Origin of the sequence: Larsenimonas rhizosphaerae, from assembly GCF_026240105.1 — a bacterium.
Taxonomy (GTDB): domain Bacteria; phylum Pseudomonadota; class Gammaproteobacteria; order Pseudomonadales; family Halomonadaceae; genus Larsenimonas; species Larsenimonas rhizosphaerae.
In genome coordinates this window covers 982,790-1,001,461 of sequence record NZ_JAPIVE010000001.1, presented here as the reverse complement: position 1 = coordinate 1,001,461, position 18,672 = coordinate 982,790, and the positions used below count along the sequence as shown (strand labels likewise).

Sequence of the window (18,672 nt, the reverse complement as noted above, 5' to 3'; positions counted from 1 at the left end):
CATGAGCATTGTACTTCACGCCCTGGATGAGGGCCGGGACACATCTCTTCACCCGCCGCTGGTTATTCTTCATGGGTTGATGGGGAGTGCTGATAACTGGCGTTCTCACGTCAAGCATTGGCAGGCGCATGGTCGAGTCATTGCACTTGATTTACGTAATCATGGCCAGTCGCCGCATGCAGAGGGCATGAGCTATAAAGCCATGGCGCAGGATGTGCTGGCTACGCTTGAGCGCCTGGAGGTCAAGCGCTGCTATCTGCTGGGACATTCCATGGGTGGCAAGGTGGCGATGACAGTGGCCCGGTTGTCTCCCGAAACAGTTGAGCGACTGGTAGTGGCAGATATTGCGCCACTGGCGTATCAGCATGGTCACGATGATGTCTTCAGCGCGATGCGTGAGGTTGAAAGGGCTACCGTTAAAACCCGGCAGGAAGCCGACGAGCTGATGGCGCACCATGTGGATCAGCGTATGACGCGCCAGTTTCTGGCGACTAATCTGGTTCGTGAGGCAGGGCAGCTGGTCTGGCGGGTGGGGCTTGATAACATTGAAACCGATTATCCACGGATAATTGCGGCCCCCGACGGTGATGGGCCGATAGATATGCCTTCGCTGCTGATCCGAGGTGGTGCGTCGCCGTATGTAAACGATGAGGGGCTGGCGGCAGCGAATGCGCTGATGACAGCGCTGGACGTTGAAACACTGGAAGGTGCAGGTCACTGGATACATGCCGAAATGCCGGAGCGCTTCAGGCAGTGTGTCGAGGCCTTTCTGACACGCTGAGACCAAGGCGTGTGTGGTGGCTCATGCGCCCTGGTCTCAGCGCCGCCACTCCATCAGGGCAGGGTCCAGCGGAAGAACGTTCACGGTACCGGGCGGCGCTGAGACGCCGATATATCGCTTCAGCAGCCGGTAGATGTCGGCATCAAACCGTGGCCTGTCATGACGCGTGCGGTAGGCATCGCCGATGCTGTCTACTGCCCCTAGATAGCACCATTGGTCAAAAAGATGCCCCCGCTCGTTCTGCTCACCTTCCATGACCAGAATTGGCCCGTGCCAGCTCCAGTTGGCAAGGCGCCATGGCGCCATGGCCTGGCGGGCCCGATCTTCATGGGCCTCCCGGGATTCGATGCCCTGACAGGCGCCTGCACAGCGCCCGAGCTGGTATGCAAAGCACCGGCCGTGCGCTGGTTCCAATCCAAGTGTTTCAGGGCAGAGTCTGTGCTCCGTCGCTGTTTTTTTGAGGGTCTCGAGTCCTTCGCGCCGATTCTTGAAAAGCCCGTAGCAGGCGCTTTCGTCATGCAGCCACTGTGATGTCAGTACCGGTGTGGCAGCGTGCTTCGGCCATTGCCAGGTCAGCAGGTTCTTTTGGCGTCGAAGCTTCCTGTTGAACAGCGGCTGGCGGGCCTTGATCAGTTCTATTTCTCGTAATTGCGCGCTGAAGTCGCCATCGGTCTGTTCATACTCGATGCGTTCGGTCTGCTGACTGATACGCAGTTCCCTGTCATCGTGCAGGGCATTTGTGAAGTGGCTCGCCACGCGGCTTCTGAGATCAATACTCTTGCCTACATAAAGCAGTGCCTGGTTGGCCCCGTAAAACAGGTAAACGCCCGGGGCGTGAGGCAGGCTTGTCAGTTCTTCCGGCGATACTCGAGCCGGCAGGGCGCGCAGGCGGAGTTGGGTCAAAAGGCGAGCCACCAGCGTTTCATGGTCGTGTTGATCGGCCAGTATTCTCCAGCGGGTCATCAGGTCGTCGGAGGTATCCTGATGTGTACCATCGGGATCAATACCGAATTCCAGACGACGAAGGCATACCGGCTTCAGTGGCAGAACCTGTCCTGCCTTGCGAGTATAGTGATGAAAAAAGGCCAGCCAGTAGCGGGCATTATCAATGATGGGTAATGCCTCACCAACCCAGTTAGCCAGCCTGTCGAAAAACTCCGCGTTCGGGGGCGAGGGAACCTGCCATGTGTCGGCCCGTGTGATGCTGTTATTGCGATACTCAACAAGGTGAAGGCGGGTCAGGCTGTCATGTGAGGGGCGAGGCCCGGTAGCAGTCGGTTCGATGAAGACCAGTGCATCAGGATGACAGGCCTGCAGAGAGGGCGGATGAATGGCGTGTCTCCCCGGGTAACGAGACAGTCTCAGCGTGAGGTTGTTTCAAGGTCACCATGGTAACGCTGAATAAATGCACGCATGGCTTCAACCGTTTCGTGGCTGCAATGATGCTCTATGCCTTCGGAATCGGCGCGGGCTATGGCATCCGGTACGCCAAGGGCCAGTAGCGTGTTAAGCACGACCTCATGGCGCTGAGCAACCTTGACGGCAAGGTTTTCTCCCTGCTCGGTCAGAAAGATGCCACGGTAGGGGCGTGCATTGACCAGGCCATCCCGCTTGAGGCGAGTGACGACCTTGGAAACCGCAGCCGGACTGACGCCAAAACGCTCTGCCAAGTCGCTGGCACGCGCTTCACCCAGATGGTGGTGAAGGTGGGCGATCTCTTCCACATAATCCTCAACGAGTTCGCGCTGGTGATCCTGGCGAACGCGTTCGAAATGCTCGTGATGTGGGGTTACAGTCATGACTCTCTCTTGTCACTCGCCAAAACGCACAAAATAACACAAAAACCGCCGGCTCCGTAGCCTGGCCAGGCCAGGATATCAAGAAAGAGCGGCTATATACGGTTCCAGCGCAATGCCTTCATGATAGCACGCTGCCCTGTCAGCACCTAAAGGCCTTTATGGATCGTTATTTTGGTGCAGGGGGCAGGTTATTGATATCCAGCGTGAGCCTGTCTACAGGAACCTTCTGTTCAATGGCATGATTGTCCAGTAGAAACTGTTGAAACCGCAGATAGCGGCCAGCGTCGGTTGCGGCCGGGCGAAGGGCAAATCGGCTCACGCTTTGCTGCCAGGCCTGATGGTTTAGTTCATTGTCAAGGACCGGGTCATAGGCCTTGAACAACTCCCAGCCTTCGTTGGGGTGGTTGATGGTCCAGAGCGCCGCTTCCTCGATGGCTTTCATGAAGCTGGAGAAGGCGCGTTGATGGCTGGCGATGGTTTCGGTATTGGCAATGAATACCAGTTCTTCATAGGCGGGAACACCATGTTCCTCGATGTAAAAGGGCCGCCCCTCGACGCCTTCCTGGGCCATTTGTGCCAGTTCAAAGTTGCGGAAGGCGCCAGTAACGGCATCCACCTTGCCGCTGATCAAGGCAGGTGTCAGTGAAAAGTTCACGTTGACCAGATCAATGTCATGTTCACTGAGCCCGCTGTGCTTGAGCATGCCATCCAGCAGGACACGCTCGACACCACCGACCGAGTAGCCGACTGATTTTCCCTTCAGGTCCGAAAGCGACTTGATGTTGCTGTCCTTGCGAACCACCAGAACATTCAGTGGCGTGCCGATCAGCGTACCGACGCGTACCAGCGGCAGGCCCTGGCCCACCTGCAGGTGTAGCTGAGGCTGATAGCTCAGTGCCAGATCGATCTGGCCGGCGGCTACCAGTTTCGGCGGAGCGCTGGGGTCTGCTGGGGTACGAAGGGTGACGTCCAGGCCGTGTTCCTTGAAGAACCCCTTCTGATGGGCAATCACGATTGGCCCATGAGTCGGATTGACGTACCAGTCGAGCATGATGGATAGCGATGTGACCGGTGGTGGAGCGATCGGGTCGGCTTCTGCCGGTGCCGCGGGGGCAATGGCTGAATCATCTGCACGTGCAAGTGATGGCAGCGTGGCTGCTGCCGTCATAAAGGTTGCGGTCTTGAGCAGCCAGCGGCGTGAGTGATTGGTGGTTGTCATGATGGATATCCTTGTCGAAACATGCTCAGAGGGTTGTCGTGCGTTGTTGCCATGGCACCAGCCAGCGGCTTAGCCAGTCCACCAGTTGATAAAGGCCTACCGCGATGATGATCAGCATGAACAGAGCAGCAAACATCAGATCAGTCTGCATTCGCCCATTGGCCTGCAGCATCAGGTAACCGAGCCCCTGGCTCGAACCTACCCATTCCCCAATGACGGCACCTATTGGTGCCGCGGTGGCTGCCATGCGAAGTCCTGAGCACAGTGAAGGCAGGGCGGCAGGTAGCTGGATGCGAAACAGGCGCTGACGCCGTGTTGCACCGAGTGTGGTGGCCATGTCGAGCCACGCGGCAGGCGTGTGGCGCAGGCCGTCAAAGCAGGTAGAGGCGACCGGGAAATAGATGATCAGCATGGCCATGACGACCTTGGAAAGCAGTCCGTATCCCAGCCACAGCATCAACAGGGGCGCGATGGCAAAAATGGGGATGGTCTGTGAGGCCAGTAGTAGCGGAAGCAGGATGCGGCGTACCGGCAGAAAGGCCGCCAGCAGCAGTGCTGTCAGAATGCCCAGCAGAACGCCTCCCACAAAACCTAGGAGAATTTCCAGTGCAGTGTAAAGCCCGTGGGTGATTAGTAGGGGAGCAAATCGCTCCAGTGCCTGAATCACCGACAAGGGGCCTGGCAGGATGTAGCGGGGCAGGTCGGCAAGACTGACGATCGCCTGCCAGGCAATAATCAGCACTGTCAGTGTGAGTGCCAATGCGATCAGTTTTCGGCTACCGGTTGCAAGGGCGGTCATGGCGCTATACCTCCGAGCTGGCTCATGATGTGGCGCTCAAGGGCATCACGCTCCTCCAGTGAGAGTTCGGCAGGACGTTGTCCTTTTCGCGTGGAAAGGTGTTCCAGTTGGCCACTGGCAAGAATGTAAATATCATCACTCAGCCGTAGTGCCTCGCGAGGATCGTGAGTGACCATCAATACGGTTCGTTCGGCAAGAAGTTCGATCGACAGGGCGTGCAGCTCGCTGCGGGTAATGGCATCCACAGCGGAAAAGGGCTCATCCATCAGTACGATGGGCGCGGGTTGCATCAATGTGCGTGCCAGGGCTACTCGCTGGCGCTGCCCACCGGAAAGCTGATTTGGTCGGCTTTTTGCCCGATCGGCGAGTTGCAATCGTTCAAGCAGGGCGTGCGCCTGGTCACGATGCGTATCATCCAGCGTGTTTCGAAGTCTGGCGCCAATGGTTATATTATCCATGACATTGAGCCAGGGCAGTAGTGCATCCTGTTGAGCCATCCAGGCAATGCCCTGAGGGGGCAGCGGATTGCCACGGTGATCCGTGACCATAAGCGTTGGCCTGTCTGGCGCCTCCAGCCCGGCAATCAATCGCAGCAGTGAGCTTTTGCCACAGCCGCTTCGGCCCAGCAGACAGGTCCAGGTGGCAGGAGCAAATGTGAATGACAGATCTTTAAACAGCGGGCGTTGCTGATAGGACAGGGTAGCGTTGGCCACCTGCAGGCCAGGTACAGATGTCATTTACTTTCTCCGCTGGTAGCGCAGAGATAAGTTGCGATTGCGCGCATGGATATCCCTCCGCCGGTATAATCCGGATCAGGTTCAATGGGTTGTGGCAAGCACTCTCAGCCCGTAGGCACCCCCATCCTTCAAGAAAGTGTAACGTGTTATCGATCAGAGCGACCAGCGAAATGTCAGAGCCTTCAGATTCCCCTCCCGCGACGCTGACTCGCGCTGTGGCATCCTTTTTGAAGGACAGCCGACTGGTGGTGCTGCCGATTGCCTTTGATGACAGCGCCAACTGGCTGTGGCGAAGCCATGAACTCGATGCAATCATCAAAATGCCGCGTACGCCGACATGTGATGGCAGCTTCTGGCAGGGCATGCATGCGCTTTTTCAGGTAAATCGCTGGAGAGACGCTCCGAGTCGCCCCGAGTTGAAGGCATGGCTGCCGCCTCTGCCGCTCGAGGTGCTTGCGATGCGCTACCTCGGTGTGGTGGCGGAGCGCCCGTTATGGGCGTTGCCTTGGGTCGAGGGTGACCGGGTCGAATGGACATCACTCACGGCGCAAACTCTGGGGCATACCCTGGGACAGATTCATGTTGCGACCCAAGGGGAGTGTGTAGGGGATCCTGTATCAGCCGATCGTCAGACAAGTCTTTCAACATGGTCGGCCCGGGTTATCGATTTTTTGAAGGCAATGGATGGCTCGCCCTTGCCGGTAACGCCATTACCGCCCTCCGTGGGTACGGTAATGGCGTTACCTGATATGCGTCCTGATCAGTTTCTGCAGGGAGCGCAGCGGCTGATCTGGTGTGACTGGGAGGCGCTGGTGCGGGCGCCGATCGAATTTGACTGGACCCTTCTGGAATTGATGGTGCCTTCGGGGATGGCAAGGCAGGCCTTTATTGCCGCTTATCAGCAACATATGCCAGTGCCCTCTATCAGGGGGCATCGCGCATGGTATCGTCGGATACTTCATGCCATGCAGGTCACCGGCCCGTGTGAGTATGCACGCGTGGAAGAGGCGTCAGTCTGGATAGACCTTCTGTCATCGTGAAAACGTGGTATGAAATAGGGTAGTGACCAGTGAATACAATCGAGTGGAATATGCCTTGACGGATTTTAATAGTGTGTATGTGGTGGCCGGCCTGCTGGTCGTGCTCAGTATCCTGGCCAGCCGCGTGTCAGCCCGTATTGGTATGCCATTACTCCCCCTGTTTCTCTTTATCGGCATGATGGCCGGTGAAGAGGGTGTGCTGGGCATCCATTTTGATGATTACTCCAGAGCTTATGTGATCGGTCAGCTGGCTCTGGCGATGATTTTGCTTGATGGGGGGTTGCAGACACGGATGTCGACCTTCCGCGTGGGGCTTAAACCCGCTTTGTCGCTGGCAACACTCGGGGTCTTCATTACCAGTGGTCTGGTTGGCGTCGTCGCCATGTGGGTATTCGACCTGTCCCTGCTTCAGGGGTTACTGGTAGGAGCGATTGTAGGGTCTACCGACGCGGCAGCTGTATTTTCAATGCTCAACGGTCAGGGGATCAAGCTCAACGAGCGCGTTGGCGCCACCCTTGAAATCGAGTCCGGTACCAACGACCCGATGGCTATTTTCCTGACTCTGATTTTGTCCCAGATGCTGGTGGGGCAGGTAAGTGGTGTCTTTGAAACTGTCATGCTGTTCGTTGAACAGTTTGGCTGGGGGCTTGCTTTCGGCCTTGGTGGAGGATGGTGCATTGGCAGGCTTCTCAAGTGGCTGGATCTGGCTTCCGGGCTGTATGCCCTGTTGACCATGGCGCTGGGCCTGACGCTGTTTGCCTTGACCAATATGGTGAATGGGAGTGGTTTTCTTGCCATCTATCTGATGGGGCTTATGGTTGGCAATGTGCGCGGTCAACATATCGAACACATTTTGCCCGTGCATGATGGCATGGCCTGGCTCAGTTTGATTGCGCTGTTTCTTGTTCTGGGAATGCTGGTGACTCCAAGTCAGGTACTGGATTACCTGTGGCCTTCCCTGCTGGTGTCTGCTTCGCTGGTACTGGTCGCTCGCCCCATCGCCGTCATGCTTAGTCTGAAGCCCTTTTTCGGCTTTCGCTGGAAGGAGTTGATTTTTATATCCTGGGTAGGCCTTCGAGGTGCTGTCCCTATCGTGCTGGCCATTTTGCCAGTGATCAGCGGTGTTGAAGAGTCGGATATCTACTTTAATGTTGCCTTTGTGGTGGTGCTGATGTCACTGATCGTGCAAGGCATGTCATTGGCGCCCATGGCTCGATGGATGAAGGTTGTCGTACCCCCAAGCGCATCACCCTCACGACGGCGCACCATGGGAGTGTTACACGAAAATGATTATGAAATGCTGATGTACCATGTCGATAACCGAGGTGTGGAAAAAATACCGTTGCGGTATCTTCGTTTTCCATCCGGCACCTCACTTGCGGCGGTATTTCGTGATCACGAAATGATTTATCCGAAGGGCAGCACCGAGCTTGAAAAGCACGACCTTGTATGTGCGATTGGGCGTTCCGGCGATGTAGCGGCGCTGAATCGCATGTTTGATGGTGAAGCACGCCTCAAGGTGGCTCGTGACTTCTACGGTGCCTTCATCATTGATGGCAATGCGCCAATGCTGGAATTGGCACAGGCTTATGGGTTAACGCTTAGTGCCGGAGAAAAGGACAAGCTGTTGGGTGAGTTCATTGCCCGTCGTGTGGGTGGAAATCCGGTAGTAGGTGACGATGTGGACTGGCATGGCATCCACTGGGTTGTACATGAAGTGCAAGGCAATCAGGTGCTGAAGGTCGGCCTGCGTCTGCAGTAAGATATTGACGTCCCATACTTTTTTGGCATCAAGTTTTATTGTAACCAGACGTAATTGATGTTTATGATATGTTTCAAGCGTATCTTGTTGAGTCTGCATGCTTTTCTTGCACGTAAATAACGCATGGAAACCCTTTTTTTCAAGAGACCATTCCTGGAAAAGTGTTTGTAGACTATTGGAAAGATCAGAAGCACAAGTGGAGTCGGCCATGACAATGATTGAATTGCTGGGGAGGTACAAACGGGCTGTAGCCAGTAATCAGCGCGTAATATCCATGCATTTGGAGCGAGGCGCCTCATCGGCCGAACTTTTCGAGATGCTGCACTGGCAGGGTTGCCTGAAGCATCATCAGCAAGTGCTGCTTCGCTTTATCGTCTACCCCTTTATTGCTCCAGATCTCGACTGTGAACAGCTTCAGGAGCAGAACTATGTCAATGCACTTTGCCATGATCTGACGGTTGCCAACGCCAATACGCTCTCTCATATCCTCCTGTTTCTGAATAATGCCTATACCGCCTATCTCCGCTGGGATGCAGAAACCGTACCCACCGAGACCTGTTGATACAGGTAACAATTGATAAGGCGCCCGGAAGGGCGCTTTTTTTGTATGTTCGCCCTTTTTGTAACCAGATGTTTCGTTGTCAGCATACGCTGAGTCGCAAAAATTTCATGAAAAGTAGTAATTTTCTAATCTTATAGGTTGGTGTCTTTTCCACTACTGTACTACAAATAGGGGGTGGGTAGCTGCTTTAAAAAAGGTTGTTTTTTAATGAGATAGGGAGAGTTGTTTTATAAACTCATGTTTTTTAAGGGTTTTTTTTGATAGCCAAATTTAATTTAGGAAGGTGAGCCGATAGTTATTTTTGGGAGTATTAGACTGATTTTTTTGAGATTAGTGTTTGTAATCTTTTTGTGTGATGTGTAATCTAGCTGCAAAAGGTAACAAAAAATTTCAAAAGACCTTTAAGAAGAAAACTGGATTACAAAAAAACCATATTCAAGCGACATTCGAGGATCTCACCCATGAACTCTGCATCCAGCCTGCTCGAAGATATCCGTAACGTTAACCTGTCCTACCTGTTGCTGGTTCAGCGACTGTTGAACGAAGACCGTGATCAGGCCATGTTTCGGCTGAAGATCAGCGCAGAGATGGCTAACGTGCTGAGTGGTTTGCCGATTTCCGAGCTTGCCAAGCTTGCCAGCTCAAGCCAGTTGCTGTGCCATTTCTCTCTTGATAGCGTGCCAGCGCTTGAGGCACTCACCGGCAGCAACCGCACTAACGATCTTCAACGTACCCATGAAGCCATTTTGCTGGCAGGGCGCTCTGGTGGCGAAGCAGTAGCAGGAGGTAAGCGTCGTGGCTGATAAAAGCGTTCTCAATGAGGTTAAACAGGTTCAGATGGCCATCGAGCTGATTGAACTCGGTGCCCGGCTTCAAGTGCTTGAATCCGAAACAGATCTGAGTCGTGGCCGCCTTATCAAGCTCTATAAGGAAATACGGGGCATGTCGCCACCCAAGGGGATGCTGCCATTTTCGACTGACTGGTTTGTTACCTGGTCACCGAATATCCACTCATCGCTTTTTTACAATATTTATCGCTATGTCAGTGAGAGCAGTGATTGCTCACGGATGGATGCGCTCATTAAAAGCTACAAACTGTATCTGGAGCAGATTTCACTGCTTGAGGAAGATGAAGCGGTACTCGGACTGACACGGGCCTGGACGCTGATTCGTTTTTTCGAAAGCGACATGCTGCAGCTGTCACCTTGTACTCGCTGTGGCGGCCAGTTCGTGGCTCACGCGCACAGCCTTGAACATAATTTTGTATGCGGTATTTGTCAGCCTCCTTCTCGTGCAGGCAAGACCAGGAAAGCGGCCGAGAAGAAACGTCTTCAACAGGAAGGAGTGCAATAGCCCTTGGTTCAATTCTGGTGGTCATGTCGATGTCTGAAGTACGCATATGGATATTCCTTGCTGTATTAGCCCCGGTACACTGTACCAGGGCTTTTTTTAATGGTTTTTGAATCCATCATGTGGAATTGAGGATTAGATATCGAAATCCAGTTGAGCTCCTGCAAGGTAACAATACTCGCTGTCTGGCTGTTTCTGGCCTAGCAGTACCAAGTGGTTTCCCTGTACTTCGAATCGCATTTTGATGGGTTTGGGAGGGTTGAGGGAGGCATCTACCTGATATTTTGTATGCTCATGGCCTTCAAGCCAAAAATCTCCCCGTCGTTTTTCATCGTCCGCCTTTCTGCTCGCAATAAGCGTCAATGTGCCATAGAGCCCCTGCGGCAAGCCTCGAATGGTCAAGGCTTCAAATACATCGTCATGTCCGCTGTATAGATTGTGTGCAATCAGGGTCTCATTCTGGATACTGGCGCTGGTATCGCCTGTGCCCGTCGTTCGCCCCTTGTTATTGTGCCCGCTATAGCCCATCGAGGTGGCCCATACGCCATCGAGCGGCCGACCTTCGGTAGTCAGGACGCGAGAGCAGCCTGCGGCAGAATTTTGCCCGGTGCTCGAACCTGACTCATTGCTGGCAATCATGACGTTGATGTTATTGAAGGCCGACTTTTGATCCGGGCTGAAGGAAAAAACGATACGTTTTCCCTTGAAGTCTGCGGCACTGACTGCCGGACGTGAGTGCAGTAGCTCACCAAGTTTCATGGCCCACCAGGTTCTCATGGCACAGCGCATGGGGGGAGAGGGATGTACATTATCGTCCTGTAGCCATGGGCCCAGCTCCTGTGTGAGTCGATAAAAGTCCCAGGCTGGCCTGTCATTGTCCCAATCCCAGATTGCCGGTGAAAATTCCTTGATCAACGGCCAGCATATTTCTCGATTGTAAGTGGCGGTTTCACGGGGTTTTGATTTCTGGGGGCGACGATAGGTCAGCCCGAGATAAAGAGGGGTGTAGCCTCTATCGGCAATGCCCTGCAATACGGTGCGCATGCCCGTGTAAATTTCCTCGGCACCTCCGGGGTAAGGACCTTTGGCAGTGACTGAATTGCCCGGTCCATGAACCAGTATCAGCCCCTTTTCTGCACCTTTCATGGGGGCAAGCATGTTATCCAGATAGCGCACATATCCATCAACGGCCCGCCCGGAAACAGCCATGCCTGTAGCCCAGCGCGTTGATGCCGGCAGACCTACCTGTGTAAGGCGAAATTGCATCTCATCGGCATCCTCACTTCCGTTTCCTGTCATCCACATGATGGATGCGCCAAACGCCCCGATTCGATCCGGATAACGGCGAACATGAGTGCTGTTGATAACGCCTGCATAAGTGGAATAATCCATGAGTCACCTCGTTGTATTGGAATATTTACAATTCGCTACCTTGCAGTGCTCAGCATGGGCTTGTGAGTCGGCTATATCACGGAACAGGGAGTGTCCTATTAAGTGGGACACCGGGTTATAAACGTTTGATGCCGGTTTCCAAATGCGAGGTGTTATCGGCCCAATGGATATTGCATGTGGTGTAGTGTGTTCTACCGGAGACAGTTCAAGCTTCTTTGTATCTTGAACAGGGCCTTGTCGATCAGGCGGTGGATAATGCTTTGCATCCATTACTGACCGACCGGAGTGCGTCTGAACATCCGAAGCCCTGCAATGAGCCTTGAATGTCCGGATTGGAAAGTCTGAGTCTTTTAACATGAAAAATTGCGCTAACGCTCTGGCGACTGTTTCATGAACGAACCAGAAAAGCCGAGAAACAATGCTCCTGTCTACCAGGCTGCGCCGGGGTGGGGCGCCATTTATACGCTATCTGATGAGCAGCATGTTCGATAAGGCATTTCCAGCAGCCCGCTCGGATTAACGTGAGTCTGCTATAAGGGGTATATCGACGGGACATACTTTCAAGTCAGAGTTTTTTCCGGGTTGAAAGAAGGGCTGGCTGTATATGTCTATCAGGTCGCATCTGTAAGGTCAGCTGCCGATGGGCCTCCAGGCAGCAACACTCGCTTTCAACTCAAGCAAGTAGCTGTGGTTATTCAATGCAGGTAGAGTTGCGCCTGTTCAGGGGAGGCTTAAGTAATAAAGCTGTGGCTACTGATAGTAGAAGTACAAGTAGTGTTATGGGTGCCGACAGAACTTGCAAGGAATGTGAGAGCAATACTAACCACATTAGCATCGATATATTTGGGACTGGAAAAGGGTTTCCATGTGATATATCGAAGGTAACTCAATGATGTATTTGCCCATATCCGTATAACCGTATGCATCAGCATGCAAGGCCGAGGCTTCAGGATTACCGTGAGCTGTGGATACCACTCGATATACGGTGAGCCTCCAGTCTCGGAGAGCTCACCGATCCATTTGTTCCTGTAAGCCAGTAATAATAAGTTGGCTCAATAAGAATTATTGACAGAGTAATAGCGCATACCTTGTCAACTCAAAATAATTCGCATGGCCATCATTGCTTTTATGAAAGGTAATTTAATGAGCATTCCTGAGTGAGTCATCAGTGGAGTTCGTAAGCAAACTCACCCTGCTCATCAAGCATGATATCGAGCCGTTCGATTGCTTCACCTCGTGCCATGCGATCCAGTACCTGTGCTGCCAGCGAGGGCATGAGTGACCCGGAAAGAATATTGTCGATACTACGTGCGCCGCTATCGGTATCGGTACAGCGCTCGGCAATCGTCTCTATAATGGCCGGGTCATAGGCCAGCATTGCGCGATGGTTGTATTCGAAACGACTTTTGATGCGGTCAAGCTTGAGACGCACGATGTTGGCCAGAATCTCCTTTTGTACCGGGTAGTAAGGGATGATATTGAGCCGCCCGAGGAACGCAGGCTTGAATACGGTGTTGAGTTGGTTCCGAAGACCGTTAACGATGTCATCAGGCGCCGGTAGTGTCTCGGCGCCCAGGCAGCGCCGCATTATCTCTTCGGTGCCCACGTTGGAGGTCAATAAAATGACGGTATTGCGGAAGTTGATCTCGCGTCCTTCACCGTCATCAAGTACACCCTTGTCGAAGACCTGGAAAAAGAGTTCCAGAACATCGGGGTGCGCTTTTTCAACTTCGTCAAGAAGCACCACACTATAGGGCTTGCGTCTGACGGCCTCGGTCAGCACACCGCCTTCACCGTAACCCACATATCCGGGGGGGGAGCCTTTGAGGCTCGAGACGGTGTGGGCCTCCTGGTATTCCGACATGTTGATGGTGATGACATTGCGCTCGCCGCCATAGAGTGTATCCGCCAGCGACAGGGCAGTTTCGGTTTTGCCTACGCCACTGGGGCCTAGCAGCAGGAAGACACCGATCGGCTTGTTGGGATCTTCCATACGTGCGCGTGAAATGGCGATACGCTTGCCGATTTCCGCAAGGGCATGATCCTGTCCCAGCACACGCTCGCCCAGCAACTCGGGCAGTTGCTGAACAGTCGTGATCTCGTCTCGTACCATCTTGCCCAGTGGGATACCTGTCCAGCCGGAAATGACTTCCCCGATCACGTTGCCATCAACATGCCCATGTACCAGCGACTGCGCCTCCTGAACCTGTAAAAGTTCACGTCGTGTATCGCCGATCTGCCGGCCCAGCGCTTCAGAATCTTTTTCGCTATCCACTGTCGCCGTATTACTGGTCAGCTCATTACGCCGGGCTTCCAGCGTTTTCAGACGCTCGACAATTGCCATCTCGCGCTGCCAGCGGGACTCGAGTGACTCGATCTCATGTCGAGTGTTCTCAAGTGTCTCATTCAGTGTCACCAGCGCGTCACCGTGATCACTACCCTCGAACTGCTCGCGTTCGAGCACCTGAATCTCGGTCTGAATGTTATCAACGCGGCGATGGGCATCCTCCAGTGCAGCAGGTTGTGAGGATTGCGCCAGTGCTACCCGCGCACAGGCGGTATCCAGCACGCTAACGGCCTTGTCAGGCAGCTGACGACCGGTAATGTAGCGATGGGACAGACGGACGGCCTGAACAATGGCGTCGTCCATGATGGTCACGCCATGATGCTCCTGCATGCGGCTGGACAGGCCGCGCAGCATGTTAATGGCTACCGGCTCTTCGGGCTCCTCGACCTTGACCACCTGAAAACGGCGGGCGAGGGCGGCGTCCTTTTCAAAGTACTTCTTGTACTCGGCCCAGGTTGTAGCAGCGATGGTGCGAAGCTCGCCTCGTGCCAGTGCAGGCTTGAGCAGGTTGGCGGCATCACCCTGGCCGGCCTGACCACCGGTGCCGATCAGCGTATGAGCCTCATCAATGAAAAGAATGATTGGCTGGAGGCTCTTGCGCGTCTCTTCGATCACGTTTTTAAGACGGTTTTCGAACTCACCCTTGACGCCGGCACCTGCCTGTAAAAGGCCGAGATCCAGTGTGCGCAGTTCGACATTTTTCAGGGGGGGCGGTACGTCACCGTTGACGATGCGGAGTGCCAGGCCCTCGACCACCGCAGTCTTTCCCACCCCGGCTTCGCCGGTAAGGATCGGATTGTTCTGACGCCGGCGTGTCAGAATATCGACCATCTGGCGTACTTCCTGCTCTCGTCCCAGTACAGGGTCAATGCGACCGGCTCGGGCATTGCCTGTCAGGTCAACGGTGTATTGATCCAGCGCCGGTGTCTTTTGACTGCGAGTGCCAGCGGCCGCCCCCGATGCCCCGCTTGCGTTAAAAGCGCCTTCGGAGGGAGGACTGGCATGATGCTCCTCGCTGCTGCCGGTTACCAGATCACTGAAATGGGCCTGCAGGTCATCTACATTGATACGCTCGAGTGCGCGAGCACCATCAATCACCACACGGCGCAGCTCGTCATCCTTTAAAAGCGCGAGCAGCAGATGGCCACTGCGTATCAGAGTGTCGCCCTGGTCGATGGAGGCAATGACCCAGGCGCGTTCGATTAATTTCGTGATGCGCGGGGACAGGGCGGGCGTTCGGGTGTTGCCGGTCTTGAAGGTTGAAATGGTCTCTTCCAGCTGACCGGCCAGGCGATCAAGTGCCACATCATAATGGCGCGCAATGCGCAATACGTCGTTATCATCGCTGTCGAGCAGCTTTAACAGCAAATGTTCGACGTCGACGTCATACTGACGTTCCGCAAGACAGAGTGCTGCTGCACCCTCGGTAGCGGTGCGGGTGGGGTCATTGAGCTTATCGAACAAAGATTTGAGACTCACGCCGTGGCTCCATTGTAGAAAATGTCAAAGATTGCATGCCCGTGTGCCCGGGACTGACGATTGCCGGATTTAAGCCAACCCAGATGCCCCGGGCGAACATTGCCGGCCGCACCAAGCTGTGGTTCTGGAATGGCATCACGATCAAGTATCAATTCGATCTGGAAATCCAGTTCGATGCCAACATAAAAGCGCACCATGCGTACGAGCTTTCGATACTGATCGGTGCCGGGTAGCAGAGCCTCATAGGCTTCAAGGGATAATGGTCCGAAAGTAATGCGAAAAGTGGATTGGTAGTCCTTGACCCGGGTGCCGGCGATGGCACTTTCCCCAAGCCGGGCGTTGGACTGGCCCAGGCAGGTGTATTGATCACGTTCAAGAGTGATCCAGCGCCCGGCAAAAGAGCTGACATGGCAGGGCTGGCGGAAGGTGTACTCAAGCATTGCCTGCAGGTTGCCGGCATTGCGCGGCCGTTGCGTCCAGAGTCCTGAAAACCAGTCAAACAGTTCACGGCGCAGTGTTGCCGGATCGTCTTCGGCGAACGTTTTGTCCATGGTGTGCCGGGTCAGGCCGGTCAGATGCAGAAGGGCATCTTCAAAGGCAGCGCTGCCCTTGCGCTCGTACTCGATATGAAAGCGGTACTTTTGCCATGCCTCATAGAAGAGCGCCGTCATTCGATGGGAGAAAAAGTCCATGAAGGCGTGAGCTGCATCGTCACGCTTTTCCATATGACGGTTGATCAGCAGTTCGGTATAGGGGCGAGGCAGTACGCCGGACGGGCCGACCAGCCCCATGAACGTGACCTGAACCTCGCTGAGCGGGGCATCACCGGCCGGGCCGGAAGGCACGCTTTCAAAGCGCAGGTCGCTGATCTCGCTGGGTGGGAAGTTCAGCGACAGCAGGCTACGAAATCTCAACGGGTCCTGATGAGGACGATTTTCAGGATCAATACGACCGTTACGGCTGTAGTGCAGACGTAACAGTCGGACCAACTGGAAAAAGCCGAAACGCCAGGGCTCCGCACGCGCCTGATCGATCAGACCAGGGGCTGAGTACCGGTTCTTGGAGGCCATTGGGCAACTCGTTGTTCGCGCTGGGGCGAGCGCAGGGTCAATTGGGTGAAGCTGTTCAGAGAGCAGTACATGCCGAAAAAGCGATCCAGCACCATGGCAAAGAGGTAGATACCGCTACCGGTGAACTGGCTCTCATCCAGAGTCAGCGTAATACCCGTGCCACGTACGAAGGATGGTCTGGGATGGCCGATACGGGTCATGACCGGCGCACTTTCGACGGCGGTAATGCCGTTGATCTGTTTTCGGGTCGCTGACGTTTCGCGATAGTTGTAAAGCGTTAAAAGCTCCATCAATGCTTCGCGCCCGTCATTGACCAGCGACATGTGATTGAGAGACAAGTGTGAGACAAGGCGCCAGACTCGACCCTTGCCCAGTGGTGGGCGTACCGGTGCAGTCGGTTTTCTCAAGGCTCGAATACGTTGCACTACCTGTTCCTGCTCCATGGTGAAATCTCCCTGAGGGTGGCCAATGGCCATCAGCCCTGGCAGTTCACGGTTGCTGCAGGTAAGGCGCAGGCTCAGAGTGTCGCTGCTGCTCTCAACAAGCTCCAGCTCTCGATCCACTATTCGAAGTCGCATGTCCGTCCCCGGGTCCTGCCTGCTGGTTCCTGCCACCCTACGTCCGATCCAGTAGCTCTGATGCTTTCCATGATCACTGTCGCGAGGTTCGAAAAAGGGCAGGCAGGGCGTAATTTCATCGCGTGTTGCGCTGCGTACGACGCGGGTTACCTCATCGATGGAGACAATTTCCGTCGAATGGGCGTGACGCACGTCGGGTACCACGGGGTACTCGTGACGGGTATGGGTCAGGCGAATGGGCTCGGCCTGCTGAGTGAAAAGATTGACGATCGGTGTGCAGCCCAGACGAAAATTGTGCCGGCCAAGCGTCTGCTCCAGACGTGCCAGCTGATCCATCTGATCATATTGATGAAACGAAATATTGACCTGCACAGCGGTTACGGAATGATCGGCCAGCCGCCGGGACAGGCCGCTGAGATCAAAAAAAAGAAACTTTTCGGGAAAGACAAAGTATTCATGCAGAAGCCTATAGCCCATGAAGGAACGGGATGAATAATCGATCAGTCCTTCTTCGGCATCAAAGCCAACCGGCGTGATGGCATCATGATCAAGTGCCACTTCCCGGCGCTGACCCTTGTCGATAAAGCTCAGACTGACGCGCGCCACGTTATTGAACAGTAATTCGTGCAGTGTGTGCATCAGGCCGCCTTCCCCATCCAGAAAAAAGCGCAGGCGATCAACGGCCATCCTGGAAAAGTCGGTGTTGCCAAGACTTTCAAGAGAGAGGCTTAGGCGCGCGACATGCTCACTGCCGTGGGCATTGAAGCCCGATCGCTCCAGGCGCTTCATGCTGGCGTTTGTCACGGCAATGGGCCAGATATCGACCGGATAACAGGTGCGAAAACGACAGAAGGCATCGCCTACCGGACGCGAATGCAACAGGCTGTGACGCGGGACGTGGTAACACCCGGTCAGCGAGGTCTGTCTGCCTGGTTCAAACTCGACAATCGACATTGATGGCGTGGGGCGCAGATAGTGGGGATACAGCACGTCCAGAAAGGACTCGACGATTTCCGGAAAGTCGTCATCAAGCTTTTTGTGGACGCGCGCGCTCAGGAAAGCAAAGGATTCGATCATGCGCTCGGCATGAGGATCCTCACAGCGATCGCCTTCCAGTAGCAGGCGAGAGGCGATCTTGGGATAGCGTCCGGCGAACTCCTGCCCCAGAAAACGCAGGTGCGAGAGTTCCTTTTCGTAGTAGGGGAGCAGATCGTCGAGCATCAGGTAAGATTCGAAACCTTGTATTGGCGGGTGGTCACCTGGAGCACGGCATCGAAGGCGACTCGCTGGGAGGCTTCGCTGAGTGACAGGACGGCTTCAACACGGAACTGTAGCACCCGGTCATGATGCTCCTGGTTGAGCAGGCGTACCCGGACATTACTGAAGCGTCTATCTCCATGCTCTATGGTACGTTCGAGCTGGCGCTGGATCAGTCGCCGATCCACGCTGCTGTGTAATCCGCGGCTGATGAAGTCGGGCAGGCCATAGTCAAGCAGGGTGCCTTGCAGGGCTGGCCAGTCGTCCAGTTCACGGGCAATGAGTTCGCGACGAGTGTTGACCAGCAGCTCGAGATCACGCACGACGCTTGCCTTGTACTCGATCAGCGAGCACAGGTGTCCAGGGCGTGGTTCGCTTGACCTGGCAGGGTCATCATCGAGTAGCCTGTCCAGCAGAGTCGGTACCATTTGCAGGTGGTCACTCATCAGCGGGGCGCTCCTTCAGCATGGCAGGGATCTTTCACAGGCAGGGATCAGGAG

At 54.7% G+C, this 18,672-nt stretch carries 16 protein-coding genes and 1 riboswitch; of the genes, 6 read left to right on the top strand and 10 right to left on the bottom strand.

Annotated elements, in window-relative coordinates; genetic code table 11:
• Position 1 precedes the first annotated feature (1 nt).
• Entirely contained in the window at positions 2-781 is a 780-nt protein-coding gene (locus OQ287_RS04630; RefSeq protein WP_250937106.1) for an alpha/beta fold hydrolase, read from the top strand.
• 36 nt (positions 782-817) lie between these two features.
• Here OQ287_RS04630 and OQ287_RS04625 read toward each other — a convergent pair whose 3' ends face one another.
• From OQ287_RS04625 to OQ287_RS04605, 5 genes are all read right to left on the bottom strand, one after another.
• Positions 818-1,744: a GIY-YIG nuclease family protein gene (locus OQ287_RS04625; RefSeq protein WP_250937105.1), complete on the bottom strand. Its 927-nt coding sequence runs from the start codon at positions 1,742-1,744 to the stop codon at positions 818-820.
• A 398-nt stretch (positions 1,745-2,142) separates the two neighbouring features.
• Entirely contained in the window at positions 2,143-2,580 is a 438-nt protein-coding gene (gene mntR, locus OQ287_RS04620) for a manganese-binding transcriptional regulator MntR (protein WP_250937094.1), read from the bottom strand.
• A gap of 166 nt (positions 2,581-2,746) precedes the next feature.
• The gene (locus OQ287_RS04615; RefSeq protein WP_250937092.1) at positions 2,747-3,799 is read right to left on the bottom strand and encodes an ABC transporter substrate-binding protein; all 1,053 of its coding nucleotides are present in this window, start codon (positions 3,797-3,799) and stop codon (positions 2,747-2,749) included.
• Positions 3,800-3,824: 25 nt separating this feature from the next.
• Positions 3,825-4,598 (bottom strand): ABC transporter permease, encoded by a 774-nt coding sequence (locus tag OQ287_RS04610; RefSeq protein WP_250937089.1) that lies wholly within the window; start codon positions 4,596-4,598, stop codon positions 3,825-3,827.
• Complete coding sequence (locus tag OQ287_RS04605; protein ID WP_250937087.1) at positions 4,595-5,335, bottom strand: ABC transporter ATP-binding protein; 741 nt, start codon at positions 5,333-5,335, stop codon at positions 4,595-4,597. Before OQ287_RS04605 ends, OQ287_RS04610 begins: the two co-directional genes overlap by 4 nt.
• Before the next feature lie 34 nt (positions 5,336-5,369).
• Positions 5,370-5,468, bottom strand: a riboswitch (TPP riboswitch).
• A gap of 37 nt (positions 5,469-5,505) precedes the next feature.
• Between OQ287_RS04605 and OQ287_RS04600 the strand changes: the two genes are divergently transcribed.
• The 5 genes from OQ287_RS04600 (at position 5,506) to flhC (ending at position 10,052) form a co-directional block, all read left to right on the top strand.
• Entirely contained in the window at positions 5,506-6,375 is an 870-nt protein-coding gene (locus OQ287_RS04600) for a hypothetical protein (RefSeq protein WP_250937084.1), read from the top strand.
• Between the two features lie 55 nt (positions 6,376-6,430).
• Entirely contained in the window at positions 6,431-8,137 is a 1,707-nt protein-coding gene (locus tag OQ287_RS04595) for a potassium/proton antiporter (protein WP_250937082.1), read from the top strand.
• A 208-nt stretch (positions 8,138-8,345) separates the two neighbouring features.
• Positions 8,346-8,699, top strand: a complete 354-nt coding sequence (locus OQ287_RS04590) for a hypothetical protein (RefSeq protein ID WP_250937079.1) — start codon at positions 8,346-8,348, stop codon at positions 8,697-8,699.
• Positions 8,700-9,160: 461 nt separating this feature from the next.
• Entirely contained in the window at positions 9,161-9,502 is a 342-nt protein-coding gene (gene flhD, locus OQ287_RS04585; RefSeq protein WP_250937077.1) for a flagellar transcriptional regulator FlhD, read from the top strand.
• Positions 9,495-10,052, top strand: coding sequence for a flagellar transcriptional regulator FlhC (flhC, locus tag OQ287_RS04580; RefSeq protein WP_250937076.1), 558 nt, complete (start codon positions 9,495-9,497; stop codon positions 10,050-10,052). Before flhD ends, flhC begins: the two co-directional genes overlap by 8 nt.
• Before the next feature lie 132 nt (positions 10,053-10,184).
• Here flhC and OQ287_RS04575 read toward each other — a convergent pair whose 3' ends face one another.
• The 5 genes from OQ287_RS04575 to tssE all read right to left on the bottom strand — a co-directional run bounded on the left by OQ287_RS04575 (position 10,185) and on the right by tssE (position 18,618).
• Positions 10,185-11,441 (bottom strand): SGNH/GDSL hydrolase family protein, encoded by a 1,257-nt coding sequence (locus OQ287_RS04575; RefSeq protein ID WP_250937075.1) that lies wholly within the window; start codon positions 11,439-11,441, stop codon positions 10,185-10,187.
• 1,165 nt (positions 11,442-12,606) lie between these two features.
• On the bottom strand, positions 12,607-15,267 hold the full coding sequence (tssH, locus tag OQ287_RS04570) for a type VI secretion system ATPase TssH (RefSeq protein ID WP_265895720.1): 2,661 nt from the start codon (positions 15,265-15,267) through the stop codon (positions 12,607-12,609).
• Positions 15,264-16,337 carry a type VI secretion system baseplate subunit TssG gene (gene tssG, locus OQ287_RS04565; RefSeq protein WP_250937073.1) on the bottom strand — a complete coding sequence of 358 codons (1,074 nt, stop codon included), beginning with the start codon at positions 16,335-16,337 and terminating at the stop codon, positions 15,264-15,266. Before tssG ends, tssH begins: the two co-directional genes overlap by 4 nt.
• Positions 16,301-18,136 (bottom strand): type VI secretion system baseplate subunit TssF, encoded by a 1,836-nt coding sequence (tssF, locus tag OQ287_RS04560; protein WP_250937072.1) that lies wholly within the window; start codon positions 18,134-18,136, stop codon positions 16,301-16,303. The genes tssG and tssF overlap by 37 nt, the downstream gene beginning before the upstream one ends.
• Positions 18,136-18,618, bottom strand: coding sequence for a type VI secretion system baseplate subunit TssE (tssE, locus tag OQ287_RS04555; RefSeq protein WP_250937070.1), 483 nt, complete (start codon positions 18,616-18,618; stop codon positions 18,136-18,138). The genes tssF and tssE overlap by 1 nt, the downstream gene beginning before the upstream one ends.
• Positions 18,619-18,672 lie beyond the last annotated feature (54 nt).

Coding starts and splice junctions, on each gene's coding strand:
- tssF (WP_250937072.1), bottom strand. CDS start 18,136: ATGCTCGACGATCTGCTCCCCTACTACGAAAAGGAACTCTCGCACCTG.
- OQ287_RS04615 (WP_250937092.1), bottom strand. CDS start 3,799: ATGACAACCACCAATCACTCACGCCGCTGGCTGCTCAAGACCGCAACC.
- tssG (WP_250937073.1), bottom strand. CDS start 16,337: ATGGCCTCCAAGAACCGGTACTCAGCCCCTGGTCTGATCGATCAGGCG.
- flhD (WP_250937077.1), top strand. CDS start 9,161: ATGAACTCTGCATCCAGCCTGCTCGAAGATATCCGTAACGTTAACCTG.
- tssE (WP_250937070.1), bottom strand. CDS start 18,618: ATGAGTGACCACCTGCAAATGGTACCGACTCTGCTGGACAGGCTACTC.
- OQ287_RS04590 (WP_250937079.1), top strand. CDS start 8,346: ATGACAATGATTGAATTGCTGGGGAGGTACAAACGGGCTGTAGCCAGT.
- OQ287_RS04625 (WP_250937105.1), bottom strand. CDS start 1,744: ATGACCCGCTGGAGAATACTGGCCGATCAACACGACCATGAAACGCTG.
- OQ287_RS04610 (WP_250937089.1), bottom strand. CDS start 4,598: ATGACCGCCCTTGCAACCGGTAGCCGAAAACTGATCGCATTGGCACTC.
- mntR (WP_250937094.1), bottom strand. CDS start 2,580: ATGACTGTAACCCCACATCACGAGCATTTCGAACGCGTTCGCCAGGAT.
- OQ287_RS04575 (WP_250937075.1), bottom strand. CDS start 11,441: ATGGATTATTCCACTTATGCAGGCGTTATCAACAGCACTCATGTTCGC.
- OQ287_RS04630 (WP_250937106.1), top strand. CDS start 2: ATGAGCATTGTACTTCACGCCCTGGATGAGGGCCGGGACACATCTCTT.
- OQ287_RS04605 (WP_250937087.1), bottom strand. CDS start 5,335: ATGACATCTGTACCTGGCCTGCAGGTGGCCAACGCTACCCTGTCCTAT.
- OQ287_RS04600 (WP_250937084.1), top strand. CDS start 5,506: ATGTCAGAGCCTTCAGATTCCCCTCCCGCGACGCTGACTCGCGCTGTG.